Origin of the sequence: Streptomyces sp. P9-A4 (assembly GCF_036634195.1) — a bacterium.
In the GTDB taxonomy this organism is placed as follows: Bacteria; Actinomycetota; Actinomycetes; order Streptomycetales; family Streptomycetaceae; genus Streptomyces.
In genome coordinates, this window is record NZ_JAZIFY010000001.1 from 1982396 (window position 1) to 2006839 (window position 24444).

General features: G+C 71.8%; 14 protein-coding genes. 4 read left to right on the forward strand and 10 right to left on the reverse strand.

All coding sequences use genetic code 11. From position 1 onward, the window contains the following. Positions 1-29: 29 nt before the first annotated feature. Positions 30-548 carry a GNAT family N-acetyltransferase gene (locus tag V4Y03_RS08885; protein WP_332434563.1) on the forward strand — a complete coding sequence of 173 codons (519 nt, stop codon included), beginning with the start codon at positions 30-32 and terminating at the stop codon, positions 546-548. Between the two features lie 3 nt (positions 549-551). Here V4Y03_RS08885 and pulA read toward each other — a convergent pair whose 3' ends face one another. From pulA to V4Y03_RS08920, 7 genes are all read right to left on the reverse strand, one after another. Next, complete coding sequence (gene pulA / locus V4Y03_RS08890) at positions 552-5840, reverse strand: pullulanase-type alpha-1,6-glucosidase (RefSeq protein WP_332434564.1); 5289 nt, start codon at positions 5838-5840, stop codon at positions 552-554. A gap of 71 nt (positions 5841-5911) precedes the next feature. Then, the gene (locus V4Y03_RS08895; protein WP_332434565.1) at positions 5912-7630 is read right to left on the reverse strand and encodes a carbohydrate-binding module family 20 domain-containing protein; all 1719 of its coding nucleotides are present in this window, start codon (positions 7628-7630) and stop codon (positions 5912-5914) included. 123 nt (positions 7631-7753) lie between these two features. Then, a complete protein-coding gene (locus V4Y03_RS08900) occupies positions 7754-8845 on the reverse strand; it encodes a LacI family DNA-binding transcriptional regulator (RefSeq protein ID WP_317874301.1) in 1092 nt (363 codons plus the stop codon). Next, positions 8833-10500 (reverse strand): glycoside hydrolase family 13 protein, encoded by a 1668-nt coding sequence (locus V4Y03_RS08905; RefSeq protein ID WP_332434566.1) that lies wholly within the window; start codon positions 10498-10500, stop codon positions 8833-8835. The genes V4Y03_RS08900 and V4Y03_RS08905 overlap by 13 nt, the downstream gene beginning before the upstream one ends. Before the next feature lie 47 nt (positions 10501-10547). Then, complete coding sequence (locus tag V4Y03_RS08910; RefSeq protein WP_317874310.1) at positions 10548-11417, reverse strand: sugar ABC transporter permease; 870 nt, start codon at positions 11415-11417, stop codon at positions 10548-10550. Between the two features lie 26 nt (positions 11418-11443). After that, positions 11444-12457: a carbohydrate ABC transporter permease gene (locus V4Y03_RS08915; RefSeq protein WP_317874299.1), complete on the reverse strand. Its 1014-nt coding sequence runs from the start codon at positions 12455-12457 to the stop codon at positions 11444-11446. A gap of 20 nt (positions 12458-12477) precedes the next feature. Beyond that, positions 12478-13755, reverse strand: a complete 1278-nt coding sequence (locus tag V4Y03_RS08920; RefSeq protein ID WP_332434567.1) for an extracellular solute-binding protein — start codon at positions 13753-13755, stop codon at positions 12478-12480. A 349-nt stretch (positions 13756-14104) separates the two neighbouring features. Between V4Y03_RS08920 and V4Y03_RS08925 the strand changes: the two genes are divergently transcribed. Further along, entirely contained in the window at positions 14105-15139 is a 1035-nt protein-coding gene (locus V4Y03_RS08925; RefSeq protein WP_317874297.1) for a LacI family DNA-binding transcriptional regulator, read from the forward strand. 75 nt (positions 15140-15214) lie between these two features. Beyond that, a complete protein-coding gene (locus V4Y03_RS08930; protein ID WP_317874296.1) occupies positions 15215-16141 on the forward strand; it encodes a phosphatase PAP2 family protein in 927 nt (308 codons plus the stop codon). Positions 16142-16231: 90 nt separating this feature from the next. Here the strand turns inward: V4Y03_RS08930 and V4Y03_RS08935 are convergent, their stop codons facing one another. Next, positions 16232-19228, reverse strand: coding sequence for a bifunctional [glutamine synthetase] adenylyltransferase/[glutamine synthetase]-adenylyl-L-tyrosine phosphorylase (locus V4Y03_RS08935; RefSeq protein ID WP_332434568.1), 2997 nt, complete (start codon positions 19226-19228; stop codon positions 16232-16234). A 353-nt stretch (positions 19229-19581) separates the two neighbouring features. On the opposite strand from V4Y03_RS08935, the gene V4Y03_RS08940 reads away from it, so the two are divergent. Beyond that, positions 19582-21654 (forward strand): PIG-L family deacetylase, encoded by a 2073-nt coding sequence (locus V4Y03_RS08940; protein WP_332434569.1) that lies wholly within the window; start codon positions 19582-19584, stop codon positions 21652-21654. A 32-nt stretch (positions 21655-21686) separates the two neighbouring features. Here the strand turns inward: V4Y03_RS08940 and V4Y03_RS08945 are convergent, their stop codons facing one another. Together V4Y03_RS08945 and V4Y03_RS08950 are read right to left on the reverse strand one after the other, a co-directional pair. Continuing rightward, on the reverse strand, positions 21687-22934 hold the full coding sequence (locus V4Y03_RS08945) for a cytochrome P450 family protein (RefSeq protein ID WP_317877906.1): 1248 nt from the start codon (positions 22932-22934) through the stop codon (positions 21687-21689). Further along, a complete protein-coding gene (locus tag V4Y03_RS08950) occupies positions 22931-24244 on the reverse strand; it encodes a cytochrome P450 (RefSeq protein ID WP_332434570.1) in 1314 nt (437 codons plus the stop codon). The genes V4Y03_RS08945 and V4Y03_RS08950 overlap by 4 nt, the downstream gene beginning before the upstream one ends. Between the last annotated feature and the right edge of the window lie 200 nt (positions 24245-24444).

The window sequence follows — 24444 nt, forward strand, 5'->3', positions numbered from 1 at the left end:
TGTCTGGCCACACCTTTACGGTGATCGCCATGACGACACAAGTGACCTTCCGGCAGGCCGGAGAGGACGATCTCGGCCTCCTGGCGGAAATGTACGACGAGGCCGCCCGCTGGATGCTGCGCAACGGCATCGACCAGTGGAAGCCGGGCGGGAAGAGCGCCGCGCATTTCGGGGAGCGCCTCGCCGCCGGTGAGGTGTGGCTGGCGGCCCACGGTGGCCGGCCGGTCGGGGCGTACGAGCTGTGGTGGGAGGACGAGGGGGCCTGGGGTCCGCAGCCGCCGGTCGCCGGGTACGTCCACCGGCTGATGACGGAGCGGGCTTCGGCGCCGGCCGGCACCGGGCGGGCGCTGCTCGCGCACGCGGAGGAGCGGATAGCGGCCGGCGGCCGGGCGGTGGCCCGGCTGGACTGTCTGTCGGACAACCCGCGGCTCCGTGCGTACTACGAGGCCGCGGGCTACCGTGCCGTCGGCGAGGAGCCGGGAAAGCTCGCCGCCGACGGCACGCGTTACGGGGTCACCCTGATGGAGCGGTCGCTCACCGGGGCGTGACGGTCAGCTCGCCTTGAACACCGCCACCGTCCGCGCCGGGACCGAGAACGTGCCCGAGCCCGACTCGTAGGACGACGACTTCACGACGCTGTCCGAGCCCGCCGCCTGCACGGGGTGCAGGGCGTACGACGCACCGGCCAGACCGGAGACCCGCTGGGTCTGCTGCCGCGGGCTCGCGTTGAAGACCACCACGAGGTCGCCCAGGCGCATCGTGATCACGCCCGGGGTCTCCTCGCGGCCGGAGAGCGGGAAGGACAGGGCGTCCTGGACCTGCCCGGCGGTGGCGAGGGAGAACGCCGGCTCGGTGGTACGGATCTTCTGCAGGTCCCGGTAGGCGGCGGAGGCTCCGTCGATCTGCGCGCAGCCGGCCGTCAGGGCCGGGTTGACGAGCAGCGGCTTGCCGTAGGACCACTTGGCCTTGTTGTCGGCGGCCGGCGGCAGGCCGCGGCCGAAGCCGTTGCCGTCGCGGCAGTCCCAGTGGATGGCGTTGTACCAGTCGCCGCTGTCGAAGGAGTTGCGGTCCAGGGACTTGGAGCGGAGCAGGTCCGAGCCGGCCTGGGAGAGCGCCGGGCCCTGGGAGAGGGTGGCCGTCGCCATGGCGAGGACCTGCATACGGGCCCGGTCCGCCGCCGGTGTGTCCGCCGGGAGCTTGAAGGCGAGGGCGTCGTACAGGCTCTCGTTGTCGTGGGCGTCGGCGTAGGCCAGGGCGTCGCCGGGGGCGGCGGCGTATCCGGCGGGGGCGCCGTTGTAGTCGACCTCGGAGCCCTTGACCGTACGCCCGGAGGTGTCGGTGAAGGTGTACGGGGCGAGATTGCCGGTCAGGCCGACCTTGATGAGGTCCTGGTAGTGCAGGAGGCGGGCCTTCTGCTCGGCCGGAGTGCCGTTGGCGGCCGAGGAGTTGGGGTCGGTGTAGAGCCCGGAGGCGAAGCCCTGGACGCCGGGGTCCTCATCGAAGGGGCCGCCGCCGCGGACGGCGTCGCGGGCCCGGTCGGAGAAGGTGGCGACGCCGGTGCCCGCCATGTTCTTCTGGGTGGCCTGGACGAAGCGGGCGTCGTCGGCGATCTCGCCGAAGTTCCAGCCCTCGCCGTAGAGGACGATCGCCTTGCCGTCGACGCCGTCCTTGGCGACGGTCAGCCCGTCGAGGGCCTTGCGTACGGCGAGGATGTTGTCCTTCGGGTGGTGGCCCATGAGGTCGAAGCGGAAGCCGTCGACCTTGTACTCGCGCGCCCAGGTGACGACCGAGTCGACGACGAGCTTGCCCATCATGGCGTTCTCGGGCGCGGTGTTGGCGCAGCAGGTGGAGGTGGCGACGGTGCCGTCGGCCTGGAGCCGCTGGTAGTAGCCGGGCACGATCCGGTCGAGCACGGACTTGTCGGACTGTCCGGCGGCGACGGTGTGGTTGTAGACGACGTCCATGACGGTGCGCAGGCCGTCGCCGTTGAGGGCCTGGACCATCTGCCGGAACTCGACCGTGCGGCGGGTGCCTTCGGGGTCGGTGGCGTAGGAGCCCTCGGGGACGGTGTAGTGCAGGGGGTCGTAGCCCCAGTTGTAGGCGTCCTTGGCCGCCGCGGCGGTGACGCAGGCCTGCTGCTCCTCGGAGTCGGGGGCGTAGACCGACAGGTCGCAGGCGGGGGTGGTCTGCGCGGACTTCTTCTCGGGGACGGTGCCGATGTCGAAGGCCGGGAGGAGGTGGACGTAGGAGGTGCCGGAGGCGGCGAGGTCGCGGAGGTGCCTGGAGCCCTTGCTGTCCTTGTCGGTGAAGGCGAGGTAGGTGCCCCGGTGGCCGGCCTCGGCGGTGGGGTCCGCGACGGAGAAGTCACGGATGTGGAGTTCCTGGATCTGGGCGTCCCGCAGCGGTACGGCGGCGGGCTTCTTCAGGGCGCGCCAGCCGGTGGGGGCGAGCTTCGGGTCGGTGAGGTCGACGGCGAGGCTGCGGGCGGAGTCGGTGGTGAGGGCGGTGGAGTAGGGGTCGGTGACCTTGTTGGTGACGACCTGCCGGACGGTGGGGGCCCAGACCTTCACGACGTAGCGGTACGGCTTGCCCGTCCAGGACCTGGGGCCGGTGGCGGTCCAGACGCCGGAGGTGTCGTCGCGGCGCATGGGCAGGGTCCGGCCGTCGAGTTCGAGGGCGACGGACTGTGCGGTGGGGGCCCAGACGTTGAGGGCGACCTTGCCGCCGCGGAAGACCGGGCCGAGGGCGGCGCCGGTGGCCCTCTTCGCGTACAGGTCGTCGAGGACGCCGGCGGTCTGGACGCCGGTGGCGGCGAGCAGGGCGCCGTTGGCGGCGCGCTGGGTGGCGATGAGCTGGCCGCGCAGGGAGTCCCGGACGCGGTCGGTGTCGCGGGGGTCGACGGTGAAGGCGGGGTAGTCCTTGAGGTGCGGGAACTTCGCCCGCTGGGCGTCGGTGAGCGTCCCGGGGTTCAGCCGGAGCCACTGGCCCTCGCTGCTGAGGGCGCCGTCGGTGACGGTGATCCCGCCGTCCTTCGCGTACACGAGCTGCCGGCTGGTGGAGTCGTTCGGCTTCACCTTCCAGACGACGGTGTTCCGGTCGATCCACTGGGCCTCGGACTTGCCGAGGTCGAGGTCCGGGGCGCCGCCGACGGTGGGGAGGAGGTACTTCTGCTGTCCGGAGAGCGCCCAGACCTCGTGGCCGAGGCTCGCCAGGTCGAGGGACTGGTCGGTGGGCAGGTCCTTCTCGTCACCCTTGTGGAGGATGTACGAGAGGGTGGTGGCGCCTTCGGTGAGGGGGACCTCGTAGACGGCGCCGTACGCGTCGAAGCGGACCGGCATCAGCGGCCTGGACCAGTCGGTGGGCTGGGCGGCGCCGGTCCAGGTGTGGAGGCCCCAGCCGTCGTAGTTCCCGTCGGGCCGCTGGTAGTGGATGACGGCCTTGGTGGTGTCCGGGGTGGCGGGGGCCGGGTCGGTGTCGGACTGGCCGTCGGCGCCCTGGGTGATCCAGACCTCGCCGGTGCGGCCGAGCTCGATGCTCCGCCGCGGGCCGTCCGCGGCGCCGTCCCTCTCGACGGTGTACGCGACGGTGGAGGCGCCCTCGGGGACCTTGACCCAGGCGAAGGCGCCGTGGGCGTCGCGGCCGGTGAACAGAGCCTCCTGGCCGGCCGCCTTCAGCTTCCAGCCCTCGTAGTTCCCGTCCTCGCGCCGGTAGTGCACGACGGCGTACGTCCGCTCGACGGCGACCGGCTTCTCGGGCGCGGGGGCCTGTCCGGCGGTGCTGACGGCGGTGGTGCTCGCGGTGCGGCCGGCGCTGTCGACGACGACGGCCTTGTAGCGGAGCGGGGTTCCGGCGGGGGCGGTGACGTACTGGGTGACCTTGTAGGGGGCGTGGTCGGCGGTGCCGAGCGTCTGCCAGCGGCCGTCGCCGGTCTGGGCGGCGAAGACGACCCGGTTGAGCTGTCCGCCGGTGACGTCGGCGGACAGCTCGACGGTGCCGGTGGCTCCGGCGGCGGGAGCCCTGAGGCTGACGGCGGGCTTCGCGGCGGGGGCCGGGAGGGGCTTGTCGGCCTTGAGGACCATCGAGGAGAGGGCGGGGACGGTGACGGTCACGGCCCCGTTCTTCGAGGCGACCGCGCCCTGACCCCCGTACAGGGTGCGGAAGTTCGCGGAGTCGACGGGGACGGTGACGGTCTTCTCGGTGGTGGCGCTGTTGGTGGCGACGAGGTACTCGGTCCGCGTCTTCGGGTCCGTACGGGAGAAGGCGTAGACGGAGTCCTCGGCGAGCCGCTCCTGCTGGACGCCGTCGCGGAGGGCGGGGTTCTCGCGGGTCAGCTTCGAGAGCTGGGCCACGGACGTGTACACGGGGTGCTTCGTGTCGTACGCGTCGGTGGCGTGGGTGCGGTCGGTGCCGAGCTGGTCGTCGTCGAGGTAGTCGGCGGCCTGCGAGGCGAAGAGGGGCTGGCGGGCGTCCTTGTCGCCGCCGGCGCCGGTGAAGCCCTGCTCGTCGCCGGAGTAGATCACCGGGTTGCCCCGGGAGAGGAACATCAGCTCGTTGGCGAGGCGGGCCCGGCGCAGGAGTTCGGCGTCGGAGGCCTTGGGGTTGTCCTGCTTGAGGAAGGTGCCGATGCGGCCCATGTCGTGGTTGCCGAGGAAGGTCACCTGCTCGTAGGCGTTGGCCTTGTCGGTGGTGTACCGGTAGTCCTCGGCGAAGACCTTGGCGAGGCGGTCGGCTCCGGCGCCCTGGGAGGCGAAGGCGCGGGCGGCGTCCTGGAAGGGGAAGTCGAGGGTGGCGTCGAGCCGGCCCCGGGTGACGTAGGGGGCGGTGACGGTGGTGTCGGCGGAGTAGACCTCACCGAACATGAAGAAGTCCTCGCGGCCCCGCTTCTTGGCGTAGGCGTCGAGGGCGGTGGCCCACTGGGTCCAGAAGCCGAGGTCGACGTGCTTGACGGTGTCGATGCGGAAGCCGTCGATCTTGAAGTCGCGGACCCACTTCTCGTAGATCCGCTCCATGCCCTCGACGACCTCGGGGCGCTCGGTCCACAGGTCGTCGAGGCCGACGAAGTCGCCGTACTCGGCGGACTCGCCGGCCCAGGTGGAGTCGCCCCGGTTGTGGTACATCTTCGGGTCGTTGAGCCAGGCGGGGACCTTGCCGCCGGTCGTCGTCGGTGTGTACGGGAACGAGTCCGCGTCCACCTTCCCGATGGCGGCCCGGTCGTCGAAGGGGCGGCCGGAGGCGTCGAGGTAGGGGTAGGCGCCCTTGGGGCGGTAGCCGTACTTCTGCTCGGCGTAGTCGACGGTGTCGGCGGTGTGGTTGGTGATGACGTCGAAGAAGACCTTCATGCCCTTGGCGTGGGCGGCGGCGATCAGCTTCTCCAGGTCGGCGTTGGTCCCGAAGTGCGGGTCGACCTGGGTGAAGTCGGTGATCCAGTAGCCGTGGTAGCCAGCGGAGGCGTCCTTGCCGGTGCCCTGCACGGGCCGGTTCTTGAAGATCGGCGCCATCCAGATGGCGGTGGTGCCGAGGCCCTTGATGTAGTCGAGCCGCTGGGTGAGGCCCTTGAGGTCGCCGCCCTGGTAGAAGCCCTTGTCGGTGGGGTCGAAGCCGGTCTTCGTCCGGCTGCCGGTGAGCCCGCCGCGGTCGTTGGAGGTGTCGCCGTTGGCGAAGCGGTCGGGCAGCACGAAGTAGAACTGCTCGCGGGTGAGGTCCCGGCGGGCCGGTTCGGCGGCGAGCGACGCGTCGGAGGGCGGCGCGGGCGGCCGGGGCGCCGCCGTCGCGGGGATCGCGGGCACGAGGGCCGCGCACAGGGCGGCGGCCAGCGCGACCGCCGTTCTCTTGCGTATCACGGGGGTTGCTCCCTGGAGGTACGGGAAGAGAGGGCCGCCCCGGCGGGGCGGCCCTTCGAGGAGGAGGGGGCTCAGCTGCGGAAGGTGTCGTTCAGGACGACCTGGCCCGAGGCGGGGACGGTCGCGGTGCGGTTGGCGCCGGACTCCCAGGTCACGTTCCCGGCCGCGTCCTTGCGAACGTACTTGTACTCGAAGGCCGTTCCGGCCGGCAGGGACACCGTCAGCTTCCAGACGGGGTACGCGGCCGGGTCGAGCTTCAGGGCGGCGGCGGGGGCCCAGCCGCCCAGCTCGGGGCGGTTGCCGGTGACGTAGATGTTCTGGCCGACGACGGTGGTGGCGTTGACGTTGAACGCGGCGCCGGCGGTGGCCGGCGGGTTCGTGGTGGGCGGTGTGGTGGGGGTGGTGCCACCGCAGTTCATGGCCCCGGTGTGCAGGGCGAGGGCCGTGTTCGCGGCGAGGGTGGCCGTGAACTGGCCGGAGGAGTTCACCGTGACGGCGGTGCCGCTCTGCACGTCGCAGTAGGTGCCGCCGGGCAGGGCGCTCTGGAAGGTGCGGGTGAGCGCGGAGGACTCGTGGTTGATCGCCACGTACGCCTTGGAGCCGCGGCCGAACGCGATCGCGTTGCCGCCGTTGTCCCACCAGTTCGTGACGGCCTGGCCGCGTGCGGTGTTGCGGAGGGCCACCATGGAGGAGATCTCTCGCCAGGCGTGCTGGCACTTCCAGCCGTCGGTGTAACAGGCGTTCACCTGGCCGCCGTTGGGCGGTCCGGCGTCCTTGTCGGTCCACTCGTAGCCGGAGTGGACGTCCGGGGAGCCGTAGGGCCAGGCGAGCATGAAGACGGAGGCGAGGGTGTAGTTCGCGCCGTCCTTGTAGGAGAGGGTGTCGCCGCCGCGCTCGGTGTCGTGGTTGTCGACGAAGACGGCGGACTGCCCGGAGGGCATGTAGCCCCAGGACTCGCCGAAGTTCTTGAGGTGGGCGAGCTTCTCGTTCTGGAGGATCCGCTTGAGGTCGCGGGCGTAGCGGAACTCCTGGACGTCTCCGGTGCCGAGGTACTCGCTCGGGGAGACCGCCTCGCCCGCGCCGTGGATGGCCTCCTGCTTCCAGTAGGCGTTCGGGTTCGTCAGCCGGGACTTGATGTCGGCGAGGTCGGCGGCCGGCATGTGCTTGGCGGCGTCGATGCGGAGGCCGTCGACGCCGAGGGAGAGGAGGTCGTCGAGGTATCCGGCGATCTTCGCCCGGACGTACTCCTCGCCGGTGTCGAGGTCGGGGAGCTGGACGAGTTCGCAGTTCTGGACGTTGGCGCGGTTCCCGTAGTCGGAGATCGAGGACCGGCAGTCGTCCATGTCGGAGCCGGAGTAGAGGCCCGGGTAGTCGTACTTGGAGAACGGGGTCCCGCCCGTTCCCGTACCGGAGCCGTTCGCCATGTGGTTGATGACGGAGTCGGCGACGACCTTGACGCCGGCCGCGTGGCAGGTGTCGATCATGTTCTTGAAGGCGGTGCGGTCGCCGAGCCGTCCGGCGATCTTGTAGCTGACCGGCTGGTAGGAGGTCCACCACTGGCCGCCCTGGAGGTGTTCCTGGGGCGGGGAGACCTGGACGTACCCGTATCCGGCGGGGCCGAGACGGTCGGTGCACTCTCGGGCCACCGAGGCGAAGTTCCATTCGAACATCACCGCGGTGACGTCCTTCTCGCCGGGCGGGGCGGCCTGCGCCGGCACGTTCCCCGTGACGGCCACGGCGGCGGCTCCCGCCACGAGGGCGAGTGCGGCGGCCACGGTCTTTCTGGCCATGCTTCCTCCTGTACGACGTCCCTGTCGCAAGAAGTTGCCGAAAATGTCAGCAACTGTTTTCAGCCGTGACCGTACGAGTGCCCCGGTGCCCGGTCAACCCTCCGGACACCTCAACGCAAGTTGTTACGAAAGGACTTGCGGAGTCCCGGCGGCGGAGCGCGCGGGCGGCTGCGCCGTCGAGCCGCGGACCACCAGCTCGGGCTGGAAGACGAACTCCGTGCGCTGCACGGGGTTCCCCTCGATCTCCTCCAGGAGCGCGCCGACGGCCGCCGTCGCCATGGCCTGCACGGGCTGGCGCACGGTGGACAGCGGCGGGCTGGTGAAGGCGATCAGCGGCGAGTCGTCGAAGCCGACGACGGAGACGTCCCCGGGCACGTCGAGGCCGCGGGCGCGGACCGCCCTGACCACCCCGAGCGCCATCAGGTCGGAGCCGCAGACGATGCCCGTACACCCTTCGCGGAGCAGGATCTCGGCGGCGGCGTGGCCGCCCTCGACGCCGAAGAGCGTGGGCCTGATGAACCGTTCCGCGTCCGCGCGGTCGACGCCGAGCAGCTCGTACAGCTCGGCGGTGAAGCCCTCGGCCTTGCGGCGCGAGGGCACGTACCGGGTGGGGCCGATCGCGAGCCCGATGCGCTCGTGGCCCAGCTCGACCAGGTGCCGTACGGCCATCCTGGCCGCCGCCCGGTCGTCCGGGGAGACGAAGTTGGCGTCGATGTGCTCGTTGTAGCCGTTGATGAGGACGTACGGGACGCCCCTGGCCGCCAGCCGGGCGTAGCGCGCCGGGTCGGCGGTGGCGTCCGCGTGGAGCCCGGAGAGGAAGACGATGCCGGCCACCCCGCGCTCCACGAGCTGCTCGACCAGCTCGTCCTCGGTGGCGCCGCCGGGCATCTGGGTGCAGAGCACCGGGGTGTAGCCGTGCCCGGCGAGGACCTGTTCGACGACCTGCGCGAAGGCCGGGAAGATCGGGTTGGTCAGCTCGGGCACGACGAGCCCGACGAGGCCCGCGCTGCGCCGCTTGAGGCGTACGGGACGTTCGTAGCCCAGCACGTCCAGCGCGGCCAGCACCTTGTGGCGGGTCGCGCCGGCCACCCCCGCCTTGCCGTTGAGGACCCGGCTGACGGTGGCCTCGCTGACCCCGGACTGGGCCGCGATGTCCGCGAGCCGCGGGGCGCCGTTCCCGGCGCCCCGCGGCAGGGGGATCGTCACACCGCCCACCAGACGGTGGTGTCCGCCGGCACCTCTGCGGCATCGTCGGCGATCCGGACGTCCTCGTTGGAGAGGAGGTACCGGCCGGGCAGCGGGACGGAGATGGCCCGGCCGGTGGTGTTGGCGGTGCAGACGAAGCCGTCGCGGCGGAAGGAGAGCACACCCTCGGGTGCCTCCAGCCACTCGACGGCCTCGCCCGCACCGAGTTCGGGGCGCTCGCGGCGCACGGCGAGCGCGCTGCGGTACAGCTCCAGGGTGGAGCCGGGGTCGCCGGTCTGCGCCTCGACGCTGAGGGCGCCCCAGGTGGTGGGCTGCGGCAGCCAGGAGCCGCCGTCGCCGAAGCCGTACGAGGAGCCCTCGACGGTCCACGGGATCGGCACCCGGCAGCCGTCGCGGAAGCCGTCCTGGCCGCTGGCCCGCCAGAACGACGGGTCCTGGCGGACCTCGTCGGGCAGGTCGGTGACGTCCGGCAGGCCGAGCTCCTCGCCCTGGTAGACGTACGCGGAGCCGGGCAGCGCCAGCATCAGCAGGGTCGCGGCGCGGGCCCGGCGCAGGCCGAGCGCGCGGTCGCCGGCCTCGCGGAGCTGGGTGCCGAGGCCCGCCGGGTTGGCGAAGCGGGTGGCGTGCCGGGTGACATCGTGGTTGGAGAGGACCCAGGTGGCGGGGGCGCCGACCGGGCGCATCGCGTCGAGCGAGTCGTCGATGACACGGCGCAGCTCGGCGGCGTCCCAGTGGGTGCCCAGGTACTGGAAGTTGAAGGCCTGGTGCATCTCGTCGGCGCGGACGTAGTGCGCGGTGCGCTCGACGGTGGGGGTCCAGGCCTCGGCGACGAGGATGCGCTCACCGCCGTACTCGGCGAGGACCTCGCGCCAGGTGCGGTAGATCTCGTGGACGCCGTCCTGGTCGAAGAAGGGCATGACGTCGTTGCCGAGCAGCTTCAGCTGGTCGTGGGCACCGAGGTCGGGCAGGCCCTCGGCCTTGACCAGGCCGTGGGCGACGTCGACGCGGAAGCCGTCGACGCCCATGTCGAGCCAGAAGCGCAGGATGGAGCGGAACTCGTCGCGGACGGCGGGGTGTTCCCAGTTGAAGTCGGGCTGCTCCGGGGCGAAGAGGTGGAGGTACCAGTCGCCGGGGGTGCCGTCCGGGTTCTCCGTACGGGTCCAGGCGGGGCCGCCGAAGATGGACTCCCAGTCGTTCGGGGGCAGTTCACCGTCGACGCCCTGGCCGGGGCGGAAGTGGTAGCGCTCGCGCAGCGGCGACCCGGGGCCCTCGCGCAGGGCGCGCTGGAACCACTCGTGCTGGTCGGAGGAGTGGTTGGGGACCAGGTCGACGATGATGCGCAGGCCCAGGTCGTGGGCCTCGCGGATCACGGCGTCGGCGTCGAGCAGCGAGCCGAACATGGGGTCGATGGCCCGGTAGTCGGCGACGTCGTATCCGGCGTCGGCCTGCGGGGAGGCGTAGAACGGGGAGAGCCAGACGGCGTCGACGCCCAGGTCCTTGAGGTACGGCAGCCGGCTGCGGACACCCTCCAGGTCACCCATGCCGTCGCCGTTGCCGTCGGCGAAGCTGCGCGGGTAGACCTGGTAGATCACGGCGTCTCTCCACCAGCCCGTGTGCGTGCCGGTGGTCGGGGCGTCGGCCGGGGTGGCGAGATGCTGGGTCATGTCTTCCCTGGGAGGTAAGGAGGGGCGTACGGGGACGGTGTTCGGGCTCAGCCCTTGACGGCACCGGCGGACATGCCGGTGACCAGGTGCCGCTGGGCGAAGAGGAACACCAGGGCGGCGGGGATGGCGATGAGCACGGAGGCCGCGGACATCGGGCCCCACTGGGCGCCGTACTGGTTGACGAACTTCTGCAGTCCGCCGGCCAGCGTGAGGTTCTCGTCGCCGACCATGAAGGCGGAGGCGTAGGCGACCTCGCCCCAGGCGGTGATGAAGGAGTAGAAGGCGGTCACCGCGATGCCCGGCTTGGCGAGCGGCAGGATGAGCCGCCAGAAGGTGCCGAAGGGGGTCAGGCCGTCGACGTAGCCGGACTCGTCGATCTCGCGCGGGATGGTGTCGAAGAAGCCCTTCATCATCCAGGCGCAGAACGGGACGGCGATGGTCAGATAGGTGATGACCAGGCCGAGCGGCTGGTTGAGCAGGCCCATCGTCGCCATGATGTTGTAGATCGGCACGATGAGGACGGCGACCGGGAACATCTGGGTGATGAGCAGCGTCCACATCAGGCCGCGCTTGCCGGGGAACCGGAAGCGGCTGACGGCGTAGCCGGTGGTGGCGGCGATGAAGACGCCGATGACGGTGGTGAGGCCGGCGACGAGGAGCGAGTTGCCGAACCAGGTGAGGAACGGGGTGTCCTTCAGCAGGTTCGTGTAGTTCTCGAGCGTCGTCTCCTTGACGAAGTCCGTGGTGCTCGCGTACTTCGCCGGCTTGAGCGAGGTCAGCAGGACCCAGAGCACCGGGAAGACGGCGATCACGGACGCCGTGATCAGGGTGGCGTGCAGCCCCACCGAGGCGAGCGGCGAGCGGCGGTTGCGGATCGGGGTGTTCACGCGCGGGGCGTTCGCGGTGCGGGTGTTCACGGTCCGGGGGGTGGGCGTCGTGGTGGTCACCAGACTTCTCCCTGCTTGCGGAGGACGCGCCGGTAGAACGCGGCGAAGACCATCAGGAGGATCAGGATGAGGACGCCCCACGTGGACGACTGGGCGAAGTCGCGCGGGCTGATCTCGAAGGAGAACTTGTACGCCTGGGTGACGAGGATCTGGGTGGCCTCGCCGGGTCCGCCCCGGGTGAGCAGGAAGATCACCGGGAACATGTTGAAGGTCCAGATGGTCGAGAGCAGGATCACCGTCGTCGACACCGAGCGCAGTCCGGGCATCGTGATGTGCCGGAAGCGCTGCCAGGCGTTGGCGCCGTCCATCTCGGCCGCCTCGTACATCTCGCTCGGGATGGACTGGAGTCCGCCGAGGAGGGCGACCATCATGAAGGGGATGCCGAGCCAGACGTTGACGGCGATGACCGAGAACTTGGCCCAGGTGGGGTCGTTCAGCCACGGGATGCCGTCCATGCCGACGCCCGAGAGGATCTGGTTGAGCATGCCGCGGCGCTCGTCGTAGAGGAAGCGCCAGGCGAAGACGGAGACGAAGCCGGGCACGGCCCAGGGCAGGATCAGCAGCATCCGGTAGACGGAGCGGCCGGCGATCCGGCGGTTGAGGACGTTGGCGAGGGCCAGTCCCAGGGCGAAGGTGACGGCCACGCAGGAGACGGTCCAGACGACCGTCCAGCCGAGGGTGGCGAGGAACTGGCTGCCGCTGACCGCGTCGACGTAGTTGTCCAGGCCGACGAACTCGTAGGTGGCCGGGATCTGGTTGACGCCGATGCTGCGGGCGACGTTGCGCTCGTTGGCGTCGGTGAACGACAGGTAGACGCCACGGACCAGCGGGTAGCCGATGATCACGCCGATGACGACGACGACCGGGGCCACCATGGCCCAGGCGTACCAGTGGGTGGAGAGGGAACGGCGCACCGCGCCGCCGTTGTCACCAGTACCGCGGCGCCGGCCGCGGGTGACAGCGTCACCCGCGGCCTTCGCCACCGACTGGCTGGGAGTGTCCACAGCCATGAGCCGGCCTGCCTTCTTTCTTACTTCCAGTCCTTCAGGAGCTTGCGGTAGGAGTCACCGATCGCCTTGGCGCCGGCCTCCGGGGTGGTCTGGCCGGTGAGCACCTTGGTGTACTCGACCTTGACCGGCTCGAAGAGGCTGCCGCCCTCGGGGATCCAGGGGCGCTGGACGGCCTTGTCGACGACCGGCTTGAAGAAGGTGATCATCTCGTTGGTCGCGACGTCCGGCTTGATGTAGACGGACTGACGGGTCGGGAGGAGGCTCAGCTCCTTCGCGACCGTCGCCTGGGTCTCGGCCGAGGTCATGTACTCGGCGAAGGCGTAGGAGGCGGCGAGGTTCTTGGAGCCCGCGTAGACGGCGAGGTTGTGACCGCCCTGCGGGGCGCCCTGGCCGGCCGAACCGGCCGGGACCGGGGCGATGCCCAGGTTGGCCTTGTCGGCGAACTCCTTGCCGGCGAGGGTGTCGGAGACGGCCCAGGGGCCGTTGATCATCATGGCGACCTTGCCGTCCTTGAAGGACGCCTGCATGTTGTCCCAGCCGTTGGTCGCGTCGGTGATCGCGGTCTTCGAGTCGACGAGGTCCTTGACGGTCTTGAGCGCCTTCACGCCGGCCGGGCCGTCGATGGTGATCTTCTTCTGGTCGGCGTCGACGAGGTCGCCGCCCTCGCCGTACAGGAAGGAGAGGAACCAGTACGGGTCGTCGCCGCGCAGGTACATGCCGGTCTTGCCGGTCTTCTGCTTGATCGTGGCGGAGGCGGCCTTCAGCTCGTCGATGCTCTTGGGCACCTCGACGCCGGCGTCCTTGAGGATCTTCTTGTTGTAGAAGATGCCCATGGAGTCGATGACCTGCGGGACGGCGTAGGTCTTGCCGTTGTACTTGGTGGAGGCGGCGGCCTGCTCCAGGAAGTCGCCCTGGTCCTTGAGGGCCGGGGTGCCGTCCAGCGGGGCGAGGTAGCCGAGGTCCGCGAACTCGGGGGTCCAGGCGACCTCGGAGCGGATGACGTCGGGGGCGCCGGAGCCGGACTGCGCGGCGTTCTTGAACTTGTTCTGCGCCTCACCGAACGGCACGTTCACGTACTTGACGGTGACCTTGGGGTACTTCTTCTTGAAGTCCTCGGCGACCTTCTTGAAGACCTTGTCCTCGGAGCCGACCGTCGAGGTGTCCCACCAGGTGACGGTGCCGGAGAGCTCGCCCGAGCTCTTGGAGCCGCCGCCGTCCGAACCGCCGTCACTACCGCACGCCGCCAGGGTCACGCCCAGGGCCGCGACCAGAGCGGTGGCCGCTATGCCACGCCGCATGTGAACTCCTTCAACTGATCCCGGGGGGACGAGGGGCTGGAACCTTCCTCATGCGACCGCTCCCTCGCGGCGCTCCGGGTTGCCAGGAACGTAACAGGGATGAAAACTCGCCGAAAGACCTTGCGGGAACTTTCTGCAAGGACCGGCGATCGTTACATCCGCGTGTCCCTAAGGTTGCCGTCGGGTCGCTTGACAGCAGCTGACACTCGCCCCCCGGGCGCCGCACGGCCCCGCGCGCACGCCCCCGGTGCCGACCGCGCGCCCCCGCAAGACCTGCAAGACCTTGCGGGGTGGCTTGCATCACCCGTCCGGTGGGCAATACGCGCTGTGACCGGTACAGTCCATCCTCATGACCGCGCGGCTCTCCGACATCGCAGCCCAGGCGGGGGTCAGTGAGGCCACAGTCAGCCGCGTGCTCAACGGCAAGCCCGGTGTGGCAACGGCCACCCGTGAGTCCGTTCTCGCCGCGCTCGACGTGCTCGGCTACGAGCGGCCCGTACGACTGCGCCAGCGCAGCGCGGGACTCGTCGGCCTCATCACCCCCGAACTCGACAACCCGATCTTCCCCGCGCTCGCGCAGGTCATCGGGCAGGCCCTCACCCGGCAGGGCTACACACCGGTGCTCGCCACCCAGACCCCCGGCGGGTCCACCGAGGACGAGCTGACCGACATGCTGGTGGAGCGCGGCGTCGCCGGCATCATCTTCGTCTCGGGGCTGCACGCCGACACCACCGCCGACATGACGCGCTACGACCAGCTGCGCGGCAAGGGCGTCCCGTACGTCCTCCTCAACGGCTTCTCCCCCAAGGTGCAGGCGCCGTTCGTCTCCCCCGACGACCGGGCCGCGATGCGGCTGGCGGTGACGCATCTGGCGTCGCTCGGCCACACCCGGATCGGCCTCGCCGTCGGCCCGAAGCGGTTCGTGCCGGTGCTCCGCAAGATAGAGGGCTTCCAGCAGGGCATGGCGGAGCGGCTCGGCCTCGCCCCCGAGGAGTCCGAGGCGCTGATCCAGCACTCCCTCTACACCCTGGAGGGCGGCCAGGCGGCGGCCGGGGCGCTGATCTCCCGGGGCTGCACGGCGGTCGTCTGCGCGAGCGACATGATGGCGCTCGGCGCGATCAGGGCCGCCCGGCAGCAGGGTCTCGACGTGCCCAGGGACGTCTCCGTCGTCGGTTTCGACGACTCCCCGCTCATAGCGTTCACCGATCCGCCGCTGACCACCATCCGGCAGCCCGTGCAGGCGATGGGACAGGCCGCGGTCCGGGCGCTCCTGGAAGAGGTCGGGGGCACCCCGGCCCCGCATTCGGAGTTCGTCTTCATGCCTGAGCTGGTCGTTCGCGGGTCGACCGCGTCCGCTCCTTCGTCCTCGCGGTCTCCTTCTTGAGGTGGACCGGGTGCGCCCCGAACCCGTCCGAGGGATGATCGGTCGGGGGGCGGGGATCTGGCAGACTCTCTCCCTATGGGTGAAACGACCGTGAAGAGTTTGGACGACCGGACGACCCCGTCGTCACCCATCGTGGACGGCGGCAGGTTCGCGCGCCTGCGTGCGCGCACACCCCGGCGACCCACGATCTGGTTCGAGGTCGCCCTCATCGGCATCAGCTACTGGCTGTACTCCCTCACCCGCAACGCGGTGCCGGAGCAGAAGGCCGCGGCGCTGAAGAACGCCGACTGGATCTGGAAGATCGAGTCGTCCCTCGGCCTCGCCTTCGAGCACGCCGTCAACCACGCCGTGAACTCGGTGACCTGGCTGATCGTGTCGATGAACTACTACTACGCGACGCTGCACTTCGTCGTGACCATCGGTGTGCTCGTATGGCTGTACCGATGGCACCCGGGCCGTTACGCGGCGTTCCGTACCGTGCTGTTCGCCACCACCGGTGTGGCGCTGGTCGGTTACTACCTGTTCCCGCTCGCGCCGCCGCGGCTGATGAACGGCGTGGACTTCGTCGACACGGTCCTGGTCCACCAGACCTGGGGCTCGATGGCCTCGGGCAACCTCAAGCACGTCTCCAACCAGTACGCGGCGATGCCGTCGATGCACATCGGCTGGTCGCTCTGGTGCGGTGTGACGATCTTCCTCCTGGCCAAGGCGCCCTGGGCGAAGATCCTCGGCCTGCTCTACCCCGCGATGACGCTCGTCGTGATCGTCTCCACCGCCAACCACTTCTGGCTGGACGCGGTCGGCGGCATGCTCTGCCTCGCCTTCGGCTTCGCCGTCTCGTACTTCTGGTACGGCTCCCGCCCGCACCGCCTGCCCAAGCTGGTCGAGCCGGCGGCGTCGACGCCGCGGCGGAGCGGCCCGCCCCCGAAGGAGGGGACGGACCGCGAGGACGGGAAGACCCCCTCCGACGACGCGGAGCGGCCGGTCAGCTCCGGCAGGTGATCCGGCTGCCGCCGACGGCGAGCCGGACCGGGGCCCGCTCGGCGACCGTCCCGAGCGGTGCCGGAGCCCGGCCGGGGCGCCGCCTGGGGCCTACGCCCCGTAGAAGTACTCCTCCACGACGGCCCTCGCCCGGCGGGTGATCCGGCGGTAGTCGTCGACCATCTCGCCGACGTGCCCGGTCTCGTACCCCAGGTACCGTCCCACCGCCGCGAGTTCCCTCGGGCCGGACGGGAAGGTGTCCCCGGCCCTGCCGCGGACCAGCATCACCGCGTTGCGGACGCGGGTCGCCAGGACCCAGGCCTCGTCCAGGGTCTGGGCCTCCTCCGTCGGGATCAGACCGGCCGCGTGCGCGGCGGCGAGCGCCTCGCGGGTACGGGTGGTCCGCAGCCCCGGCTCCGCCCAGCCGTGCCGCATCTGGAGCAGCTGGACCGTCCATTCGACGTCGCTCAGGCCGCCGCGCCCCAGCTTGGCGTGGAGCGTCGGGTCGGCGCCGCGCGGCAGCCGCTCGGACTCCATCCGGGCCTTGAGCCGGCGGATCTCGCGGATCGCCTCCTCGCCGAGGCCCTCGGCCGGGTACCGCAGCGGGTCGACGAGTTCGATGAACCGCGCCCCCAGCTCGGCGTCGCCGGCCATGGGTGCGGCGCGCAGCAGCGCCTGGCTCTCCCAGACCAGCGACCAGCGGTGGTAGTAGGCCGCGTACGACTTGAGGGTGCGGACCATGGGGCCGCTCTTGCCCTCCGGCCTGAGGTCCGCGTCGATCAGCAGCGGCGGGTCGGCGGTGGGCAGCTGGAGCAGCCGGCGCATCTCGGCGACCACCCGGTTCGCGGCCCGTGCCGCCTCCTGCTCGTCGACGCCCTCGCGCGGCTCGTGCACGAACAGGACGTCGGCGTCGGAGCCGTATCCCAGCTCGTGACCGCCGAAGCGGCCCATCCCGATGACCGCGAACCGGGTCGGCAGCTCCTCGCCCCACTCGGCGCGCACGGCGGCCCGCAGGGCGCCCGCGATCGTCGCCGCGTTGAGGTCGGTGACGGCCTCCCCCACCCGGTCGACCAGCGCGCCCGGGTCGGGTTCGCGGGGGCTGTCCTCGGTGCCGTACGAGCCGATGAGATCGGCCGCGGTGGTACGGAACAGCTCCCGGCGCCGTACCCCTCGGGCCGCCGCGACGGCCTGCTCGGCGTCGTCCGCGCGGCCCACCGCCGCCAGGACCTCCTGCTCCAGGTGCTCCCGGCCGCGCGGTTTCAGGCCCTCCGGGTCACCGAGCAGCGCGACCGCCTCGGGGGCGCGCAGCAGCAGGTCGGGGGCGAGCCGTCCGGCGGACAGGACCCGGGCCAGGTTCTCGGCGGCGGCGCCCTCGTCGCGGAGCAGCCGCAGGTACCAGGGGGTCTTGCCGAGGGCGTCGGAGACCTTGCGGAAGCCGAGCAGTCCGGCGTCCGGGTCGGCCGAGTCCGCGAACCAGCCGAGCAGCACCGGCAGCAGCGTCCGCTGGATCGCGGCCTTCCTGCTGACCCCGGAGGCCAGCGCCTCCAGGTGCCGCAGGGCGGCGGCGGGGTCCGCGTACCCCAGCGCCTCGAGCCGCTGCCCGGCCGCCTTCGGGCTGAGCCGGATCTCGCCGGGGGCGAGCTGGGCGACCGCGTCGAGCAGCGGCCGGTAGAAGATCTTCTCGTGCAGCCGGCGGACGACGGCCGCGTGCCGCTTCCACGTCCGGTTCAGCTCGGTGACCGGGTCGGTGCGCAGTCCGAGCGAGCGGCCGAGGCGGCGCAGATCGGCCTCGTCCTCGGGGACCAGATGGGTGCGGCGCAGCCGGTACAGCTGGATGCGGTGCTCCATCGCCCGCAGGAAGCGGTAGGCCTCGTCCAGCTGGGAGGCGTCGGCCCGGCCGACGTACCCCCCGGCGGCGAGGGCGGCGAGCGCGTCGAGGGTGGTGCCGCTGTGCAGGGTGGCGTCGTTGCGGCCGTGCACCAGCTGGAGCAGCTGGACGGCGAACTCGACGTCCCGCAGGCCCCCGGGGCCGAGCTTGAGTTCGCGGTCGACCTGGGCGGCCGGGATGTTGTCGACGACGCGGCGGCGCATCTTCTGCACGTCGGGGACGAAGTTCTCGCGCTCGGCGGCCTGCCAGACGAGCGGGGAGACGGCGTCGATGTACTGGGCGCCCAGCTCCGGGTCGCCGGCCACCGCGCGCGCCTTCAGGAGGGCCTGGAACTCCCAGGTCTTCGCCCAGCGCTGGTAGTACGCGAGGTGGGAGGAGAGCGTACGGACGAGGGGGCCGTTGCGGCCCTCGGGGCGCAGATTGGCGTCCACCGGCCAGATGGTGCCCTCGATGTTGGTCTCGGAGCAGATCCGCATCAGATGGGAGGCGAGCCGGGTCGCGGCCTGGAGGGCCTTGCCCTCGTCGGCTGCCTCCGTGCCGTCGGTGGGCTCCGCCACGAAGATCACGTCCACGTCGGAGACGTAGTTCAGCTCGTGGCCGCCGCATTTGCCCATCGCGATCACCGAGAGCCGGCACAGGGCGGCGTCGGCGGGTGCGGCCGTACGGGCGATGGCGAGGGCGGCGCGCAGGGTCGCCGTCGCCAGGTCGGCCAGCTCGGCGGCGGCCTCGGCGACATCGGTGGTGCCGCACACGTCACGGGCCGCTATGGCGAGGAGACAGCGCCGGTAGGCGACCCGCAGGGACACCGCGTCGACGGCCTCCGCGAGCCCCCGCTCGAACTCGGCGACCCCCGGGTGCAGGTCGACCGCCTCGTAGGTGACCAGGGACTCCCAGTCGCGCGGGTGCCTGGCCAGATGGTCGCCGAGCGCCTCCGAGGCGCCGAGCACCCCGAGGAGCCGGTCCCGGAACGGCTTGGCGGCCAGCAGGGTGCTCGTGAAGGTCTGCCGCTCGGCGTCCGGCTGCGCCTCGACCAGCCGGACCAGGCCGCGCAGGGCCAGGTCGGGGTCGGCGGTGGCGCCGAGCGCGTCGAGGAGGACGGAGTCACCGCGCAGCTCGGCCAGCTCGGGCACGTCGAGCAGCCGTTCGGCCCCGGAAGGGTCGGTGAACCCGTGCCGCAGCAGACGTGAGAACGTGCTGCTCCTGCGTCCCGGCACCGTCATTCCGCCGCTCCTTCCGAGCAGGTCCGCCCCGTGGTGGAGCCGGGGTGGATCGAGCCTATCCGGAGCGGCGGACGGGGGTGTGCGGGCCCGCGGTTCGCAGCGGGTCACACGTGATGTCTCGCACAATGATCGCTTTTCGGGGTGGATGAACCGTATTCCTTGAAAGTCCGTCTTGCTCGGGGCGGACCCTTCCGCCTGCCCGGCTCCCGCCGGAACCCGCCCGACCCCTGCCGAACCCGCCCGGCTCCGGCCGGAACCCCGCCCGACCCTCCGTTGAAAGCGCGCCGCCGAACATGCCCGTCCGCCCCCGTCGCCGTCTCCTCCCGTCCCGCCGAAGGACCCTGTCCACGGCCGTGACGGCCGTCCTCGTGGGCGGCGCCTTCGCCGGGCTGCTCTCGGTGACGGGAGCGCCGAGGACACCGACGGCGCACGCGGTGCCGGAGGGCAAGGGCTCGGGGGCGGCGGCCCCGGCGGCCTCGAACGCCTCCAAGGCCGCCGGGGCCGGGAGGCCGGGACGGCCCCCGGCGGCGGCCTCCGCCCCGAGGGCGAAGGCCCCGGCCTCCGTCGTCCAGATCGTCGCGCACCCCGACGACGACCTGTACTTCATGAACCCGGACGTCTCCCAGTCGCTCCGCTCCGCCACCCCCCTGACCTCCGTCTACCTCACCGCGGGCGAGTCGGACGGCGTCAACGCCCGCCCGCGTGACGCCGCCGTGACCGAGCCCGACAAGGCCGGTTACGCCGAGGCCCGGCAGAACGGCATCCGGGCCGCGTACGCCGAGATGGCGACCGGCAGCCGGACCAGCCCCTGGGACCGGACCGCGCTCCCCACCGCCGGCGGCGCGTACGCCGAGATGGACACGCTGCGGGCGAAGCCGCAGGTCACCCTCGTCTGGCTCCAGCTGCGCGAGGCCGGTTCGATCAGCGACGACCGCCCGCACAGCCTCAGCGGCCTGTGGCACGGCCGGATCGGCGCGCTCGAGTCGCAGCGCTCCACCGGCAGCCCTGTCGACGCCGACTTCACGTACACGAAGGACCAGGTCGTCGCCACGGTCACCGGGCTGCTCGACCGCTTCCGGCCGACCTTCGTCCGGATGCAGGACCCCACGCCGGGCACGTACCCGAGGACGGGGAAGCTCAGGGACCACCAGGACCACCTGTACGGCGCACGGTTCGCGCAGGCCGCGCTGGCCCGGTACGCGGGCGTCCCCGGCCACCCGCACGTCGGCGTGCAGAACTACCTCGGCTACCCCACCAGCGCGCTGCCCCACACCCTCGACCCCGAGACCGCGGGCGCCAAGCTGAAGACCCTCAAGACCTACGCCTGGCTCGACGGGGTCAACGACTGCGGGACGCTCGCGGGCTGCGGCGACCTGAAGGTGGCGGCGCGGCCCGCCGGGCGGGGCTGGGCACAGACCGTCCGCTACGCCCGGGGCACCTCCACCTCCTGGGTGCAGCGGGACGGGGACGGCGGTCTGCGCGCCTTCTCCGTGCTCGACGGGCACCTCGCGGCCTGGCGGCAGCCGGCCGGCGGCGGCGCGTGGCGCGGCCCCGTGCTGCTGCCCGGCGGCGGCCTGGACAGCGGGGTCACCTCCGTGGCGCTGCCCGACGGGCGCCTCGCGGTCTACGGCACCCGGACGACGCTCTCCGGGCTCACCGGGGACGGCCCCACCGGCTACCGCCGGGAGGTGGTGACCACCGCGCAGTCGGCGCCCGGCGGCTCGTTCGGCCCGTGGCGCTCGCTCGGCACCCCCGAGCGGAACGACGCGGGCGGCACCTCCGACATCAGCGCGCCCGCCGTGACCGTGGACGGCGAGGGCCGGGCGACCGTACTCCTGCGGGACAGCAGGCACCGCCTCACGGCGCGCGATCAGTGGGCGGACGGCGGCTGGGGGCCGTGGCGGACGCTCGGCGGCACCGACGTGTACGGCGATCCGGTCGCGGCGACGGACGGGACCGGCCGGGTCCATGTCTTCGCGAGCACCCCGCGCACCGTGCTCACCTGGGCCGGGCAGAGCCCCGGCGGCCCGCTGGTGGGACCGGTGCGGACCGGCCTCCCGGCGACGACCCTCGCGCTGAGCGCGAGCGCGGCGCCGGACGGCGACGGGGTACGGCTCTGGTTCCGCAAGCCGGCCTCAGGCGACCTGCGGAGCGCCGACTTCTCGGGCCCCGGCCCGGTCTCCCCGGTCACCGAACTGCCGGGCGGGGTGGCCGGCTTCGGCCCGGTGAGCGGCGGCGACGGCCTGCTCGCGGTCCGGTCGAGGACAGGTTTCCTGGCGACGGCTCCGCACGGCAGGGCGGCGGCGGGCGGCCCGGCGTGGAGGCTGGAGAAGTTCCTCTTCGCGGGGGCGCCGGACGCGGGGGCGGACGGGGTGGCGGCGATCGGCCTGGACGGCCGGCTGCACTGGACGCCGGCGGCCCGCTGATCACCCTTACCCCCTGGGGGGTGTCGTGTCGATCAGGAGTCCAGGAGTACGGGGAAGGCCTCCATGTCGTTCTGCGTCATCACCGGCAGCTTGCGCAGGTCGGCGTCCGGCACCGCGAGCCGCAGACGGGGGAAGCGCTCGAAGAGGGCGGGCAGGGCGATGCCCGCCTCGACGCGGGACAGGGCCGCGCCGGGGCAGATGTGCGGGCCGTGGCCGAAGGTCATGTGCCGGGCGGCGGTCGGCCGGGTGATGTCGAACGCGTCGGCGTCCGGGCCGTGCTGCTCGGGGTCGCGGCCGATCGCCCGGTAGGAGATGACCACGCCCTCGCCCGCGGCGATGACGCCGTCGCCCACCTCGATGTCCTCGGTGGCGAAACGCATCAGCAGATGGGTGGTGGGGGTGTCCCACCGGAGGGTCTCCTCGATCACGGTCTCCCAGGAGACCTCGCCGTCCAGGACCATCCGCAGCTGGTCGGGGTGGGCGAGCAGGGCGCGCACGGCGTTGAGGATGAGCCCGATCGTGGTCTCGTGCCCGGCGGCGACCATCGCCTTGAGGTTGCCGATCACCTCCTCCTCGGTCAGCGGCTCGCCGCCCTCGTCGGCGAGGATCAGCGCGGAGGTCAGGTCGTCGGTGGGCCGCGCGGTCTTCTCGCGTACGAGACCGGCGTAGAAGACGTCCAGGTCCGCCAGCAGCGCCAGTCGCTCGTCCTGCGGGGTGAGCATCGAGAAGAAGGCCTTGTACTGGCGGGTCAGCATGGCGTTCGCGGCGGGGTCGACGCCCATCAGCATGCCCACGACCCGCATGGGCAGCGGCTGCGCGAACACGGACTTGAGGTCGACGACGGCCCCGTCCCGGCCGCCGTCCGCCAGCGCGTCGAGGAGTTCGCCGGTGAACTTCTCGATGTCGGGACGTATCGCGTCCAGACGGCGCGGGGTGAGCGCCTGGGACGTCTTGGTGCGCAGCCGGCGGTGCTCGGCGCCGTCGACGGTGAACATCGACCGCCCGGCGTCGATCATCCCGATCAGCGGCCACGCGTGCGTCACCTCGCCGCTGCGCCACAGGCCCCAGGCGTCGAGGTCCTTCACCAGACGGGGGTCGACCAGGAGCCGCCGGGCGTCGGCGTGCCGGGTGACGGCCCAGGCGGGCACCCCGAGGAGATCGATCCGGGCCAGCGGTCCGGCATCGCGCAGCCGCGCCGTCTCGCCGTCCAGGTCCTGGACCATCGGGTCGATGGCGACGGTCCCGCCGCCCTGGGCGGCGGAGGCGTGGGGACAGTTCACGAGGGCTCTCCTGACGTGCGGACGGGGGTGAACCGGACGGGAAGCGAGGTGGTGCCGCGCAGGAAGGCGGAGGGCCGTCGTACGAGATCCTCGGCGGCGACGGCGAGTCCGAGGTCGGGCAGCCGGTCCAGAAGGACCTCGATGCCGGTACGGACGATCGTCTCGGCGATCTCCTGGGCGGGGAAGGGGCACCGGTACTCGCCGTGGCTGAACGCCAGGTGGGCGCCGGCGCCGCTGCGGGCGGAGGCGTCGGCGGCCACCGCTACGGCGCCCTGGCGGATCAGCGGGTCGGTGTTGGCGGCGCCGAGCCCGAGGAGCAGCATGTCCCCGGCCTTGATGTGGTGGTCGCCGAGCCGGGTGTCCCGGACGGCCCAGCGTCCGGCGAGGATCTGGGTGGGGGTGTCCTCCCACAGCACCTCGGTCGTGGCCTCGCCGACACTGCGCCGGCCGCGGGCCATCGAGTCGCCGAACTCGGACTCGGTGAGCATCAGGCGCAGGGAGTTGCTGATCCAGTCGGCGGTGGTGAGGTGCCCGGCGGCCGTGATGGCCATCAGGTCGAGCATGTACTCCTCGTCGGTGAACGCCTCGGGGAAGGCGAGCATGCGCGAGGTGATGTCGTTCCCCGGCTCGGCGTGCTTGGCGGCGACCAGCTTCGCCATGTGCCCGGCGAACCGCAGATGGGCGCTCTGGGCCTCCGGGCCGCCGTCGGCCAGGTCCTTCAGCACCCGGGCGATGTCGGCGCCCTCGTCGTCGGGGAAGCCGACGAGGCGGGCGAGGACGAGGACGGGGAGGGGTTCGCAGAAGTCGGCCACGAGGTCGGCGGTGCCCCGGCCGCACACGGCGTCGATCAGCCGGTCGGCCAGCTCCTCGCAGTGCCCGCGGGTCTCGAAGGGGTCGGCGCCTTCGAGGGCGGGGACGACCATCCGGACGTGCCGGCGGTGTTCCTCGCCGGCGGTGAAGTAGATGGACGGCAGGGGCCGGCCGACCATCGGGAGCAGCGGCCAGTCGTCGGGGATGTTCGGCCACTGGTTCCACAGGCTCACGTCGCGCGGGAACAACTCCGCGTCGCTGGTGACACGGTGGACCTCGCGGTAGCCGATGACCAGCCAGGCGGGGATTCGGCCGGGCAGTTCCACGGGGACGACGGGGCCGTGGTCGCGCCGCATGGCGCGGTGGACGGCGTGGGGGTCGGTCTGGAACTCGGGCCCGCTCAGCGCTACGGCCGCCGGGCCGGCGTGCGCCGGGCACCCGGGGGGCGGGGAGGTCGGAGTCGGAGCGGGCGCGGGCTCTGCGGAGGAAGGGCGCGTCATGTGTCCTGGATCCTGTGGCGACAGTCGCACGCGTCGCGGTCATGTGATCAAAGAAGGCTCACTATAAGGACGTTGTGTGTCCAAGAAGCCGCCAACGGCGATCAATTCCCAACCCGAAACGGAACAGACCGAACAACAGGGGAGCATTCCCGCGCCCATTGGCCGCGTCCGGCGCCCCGCCCGGGACGATGCACACCGGA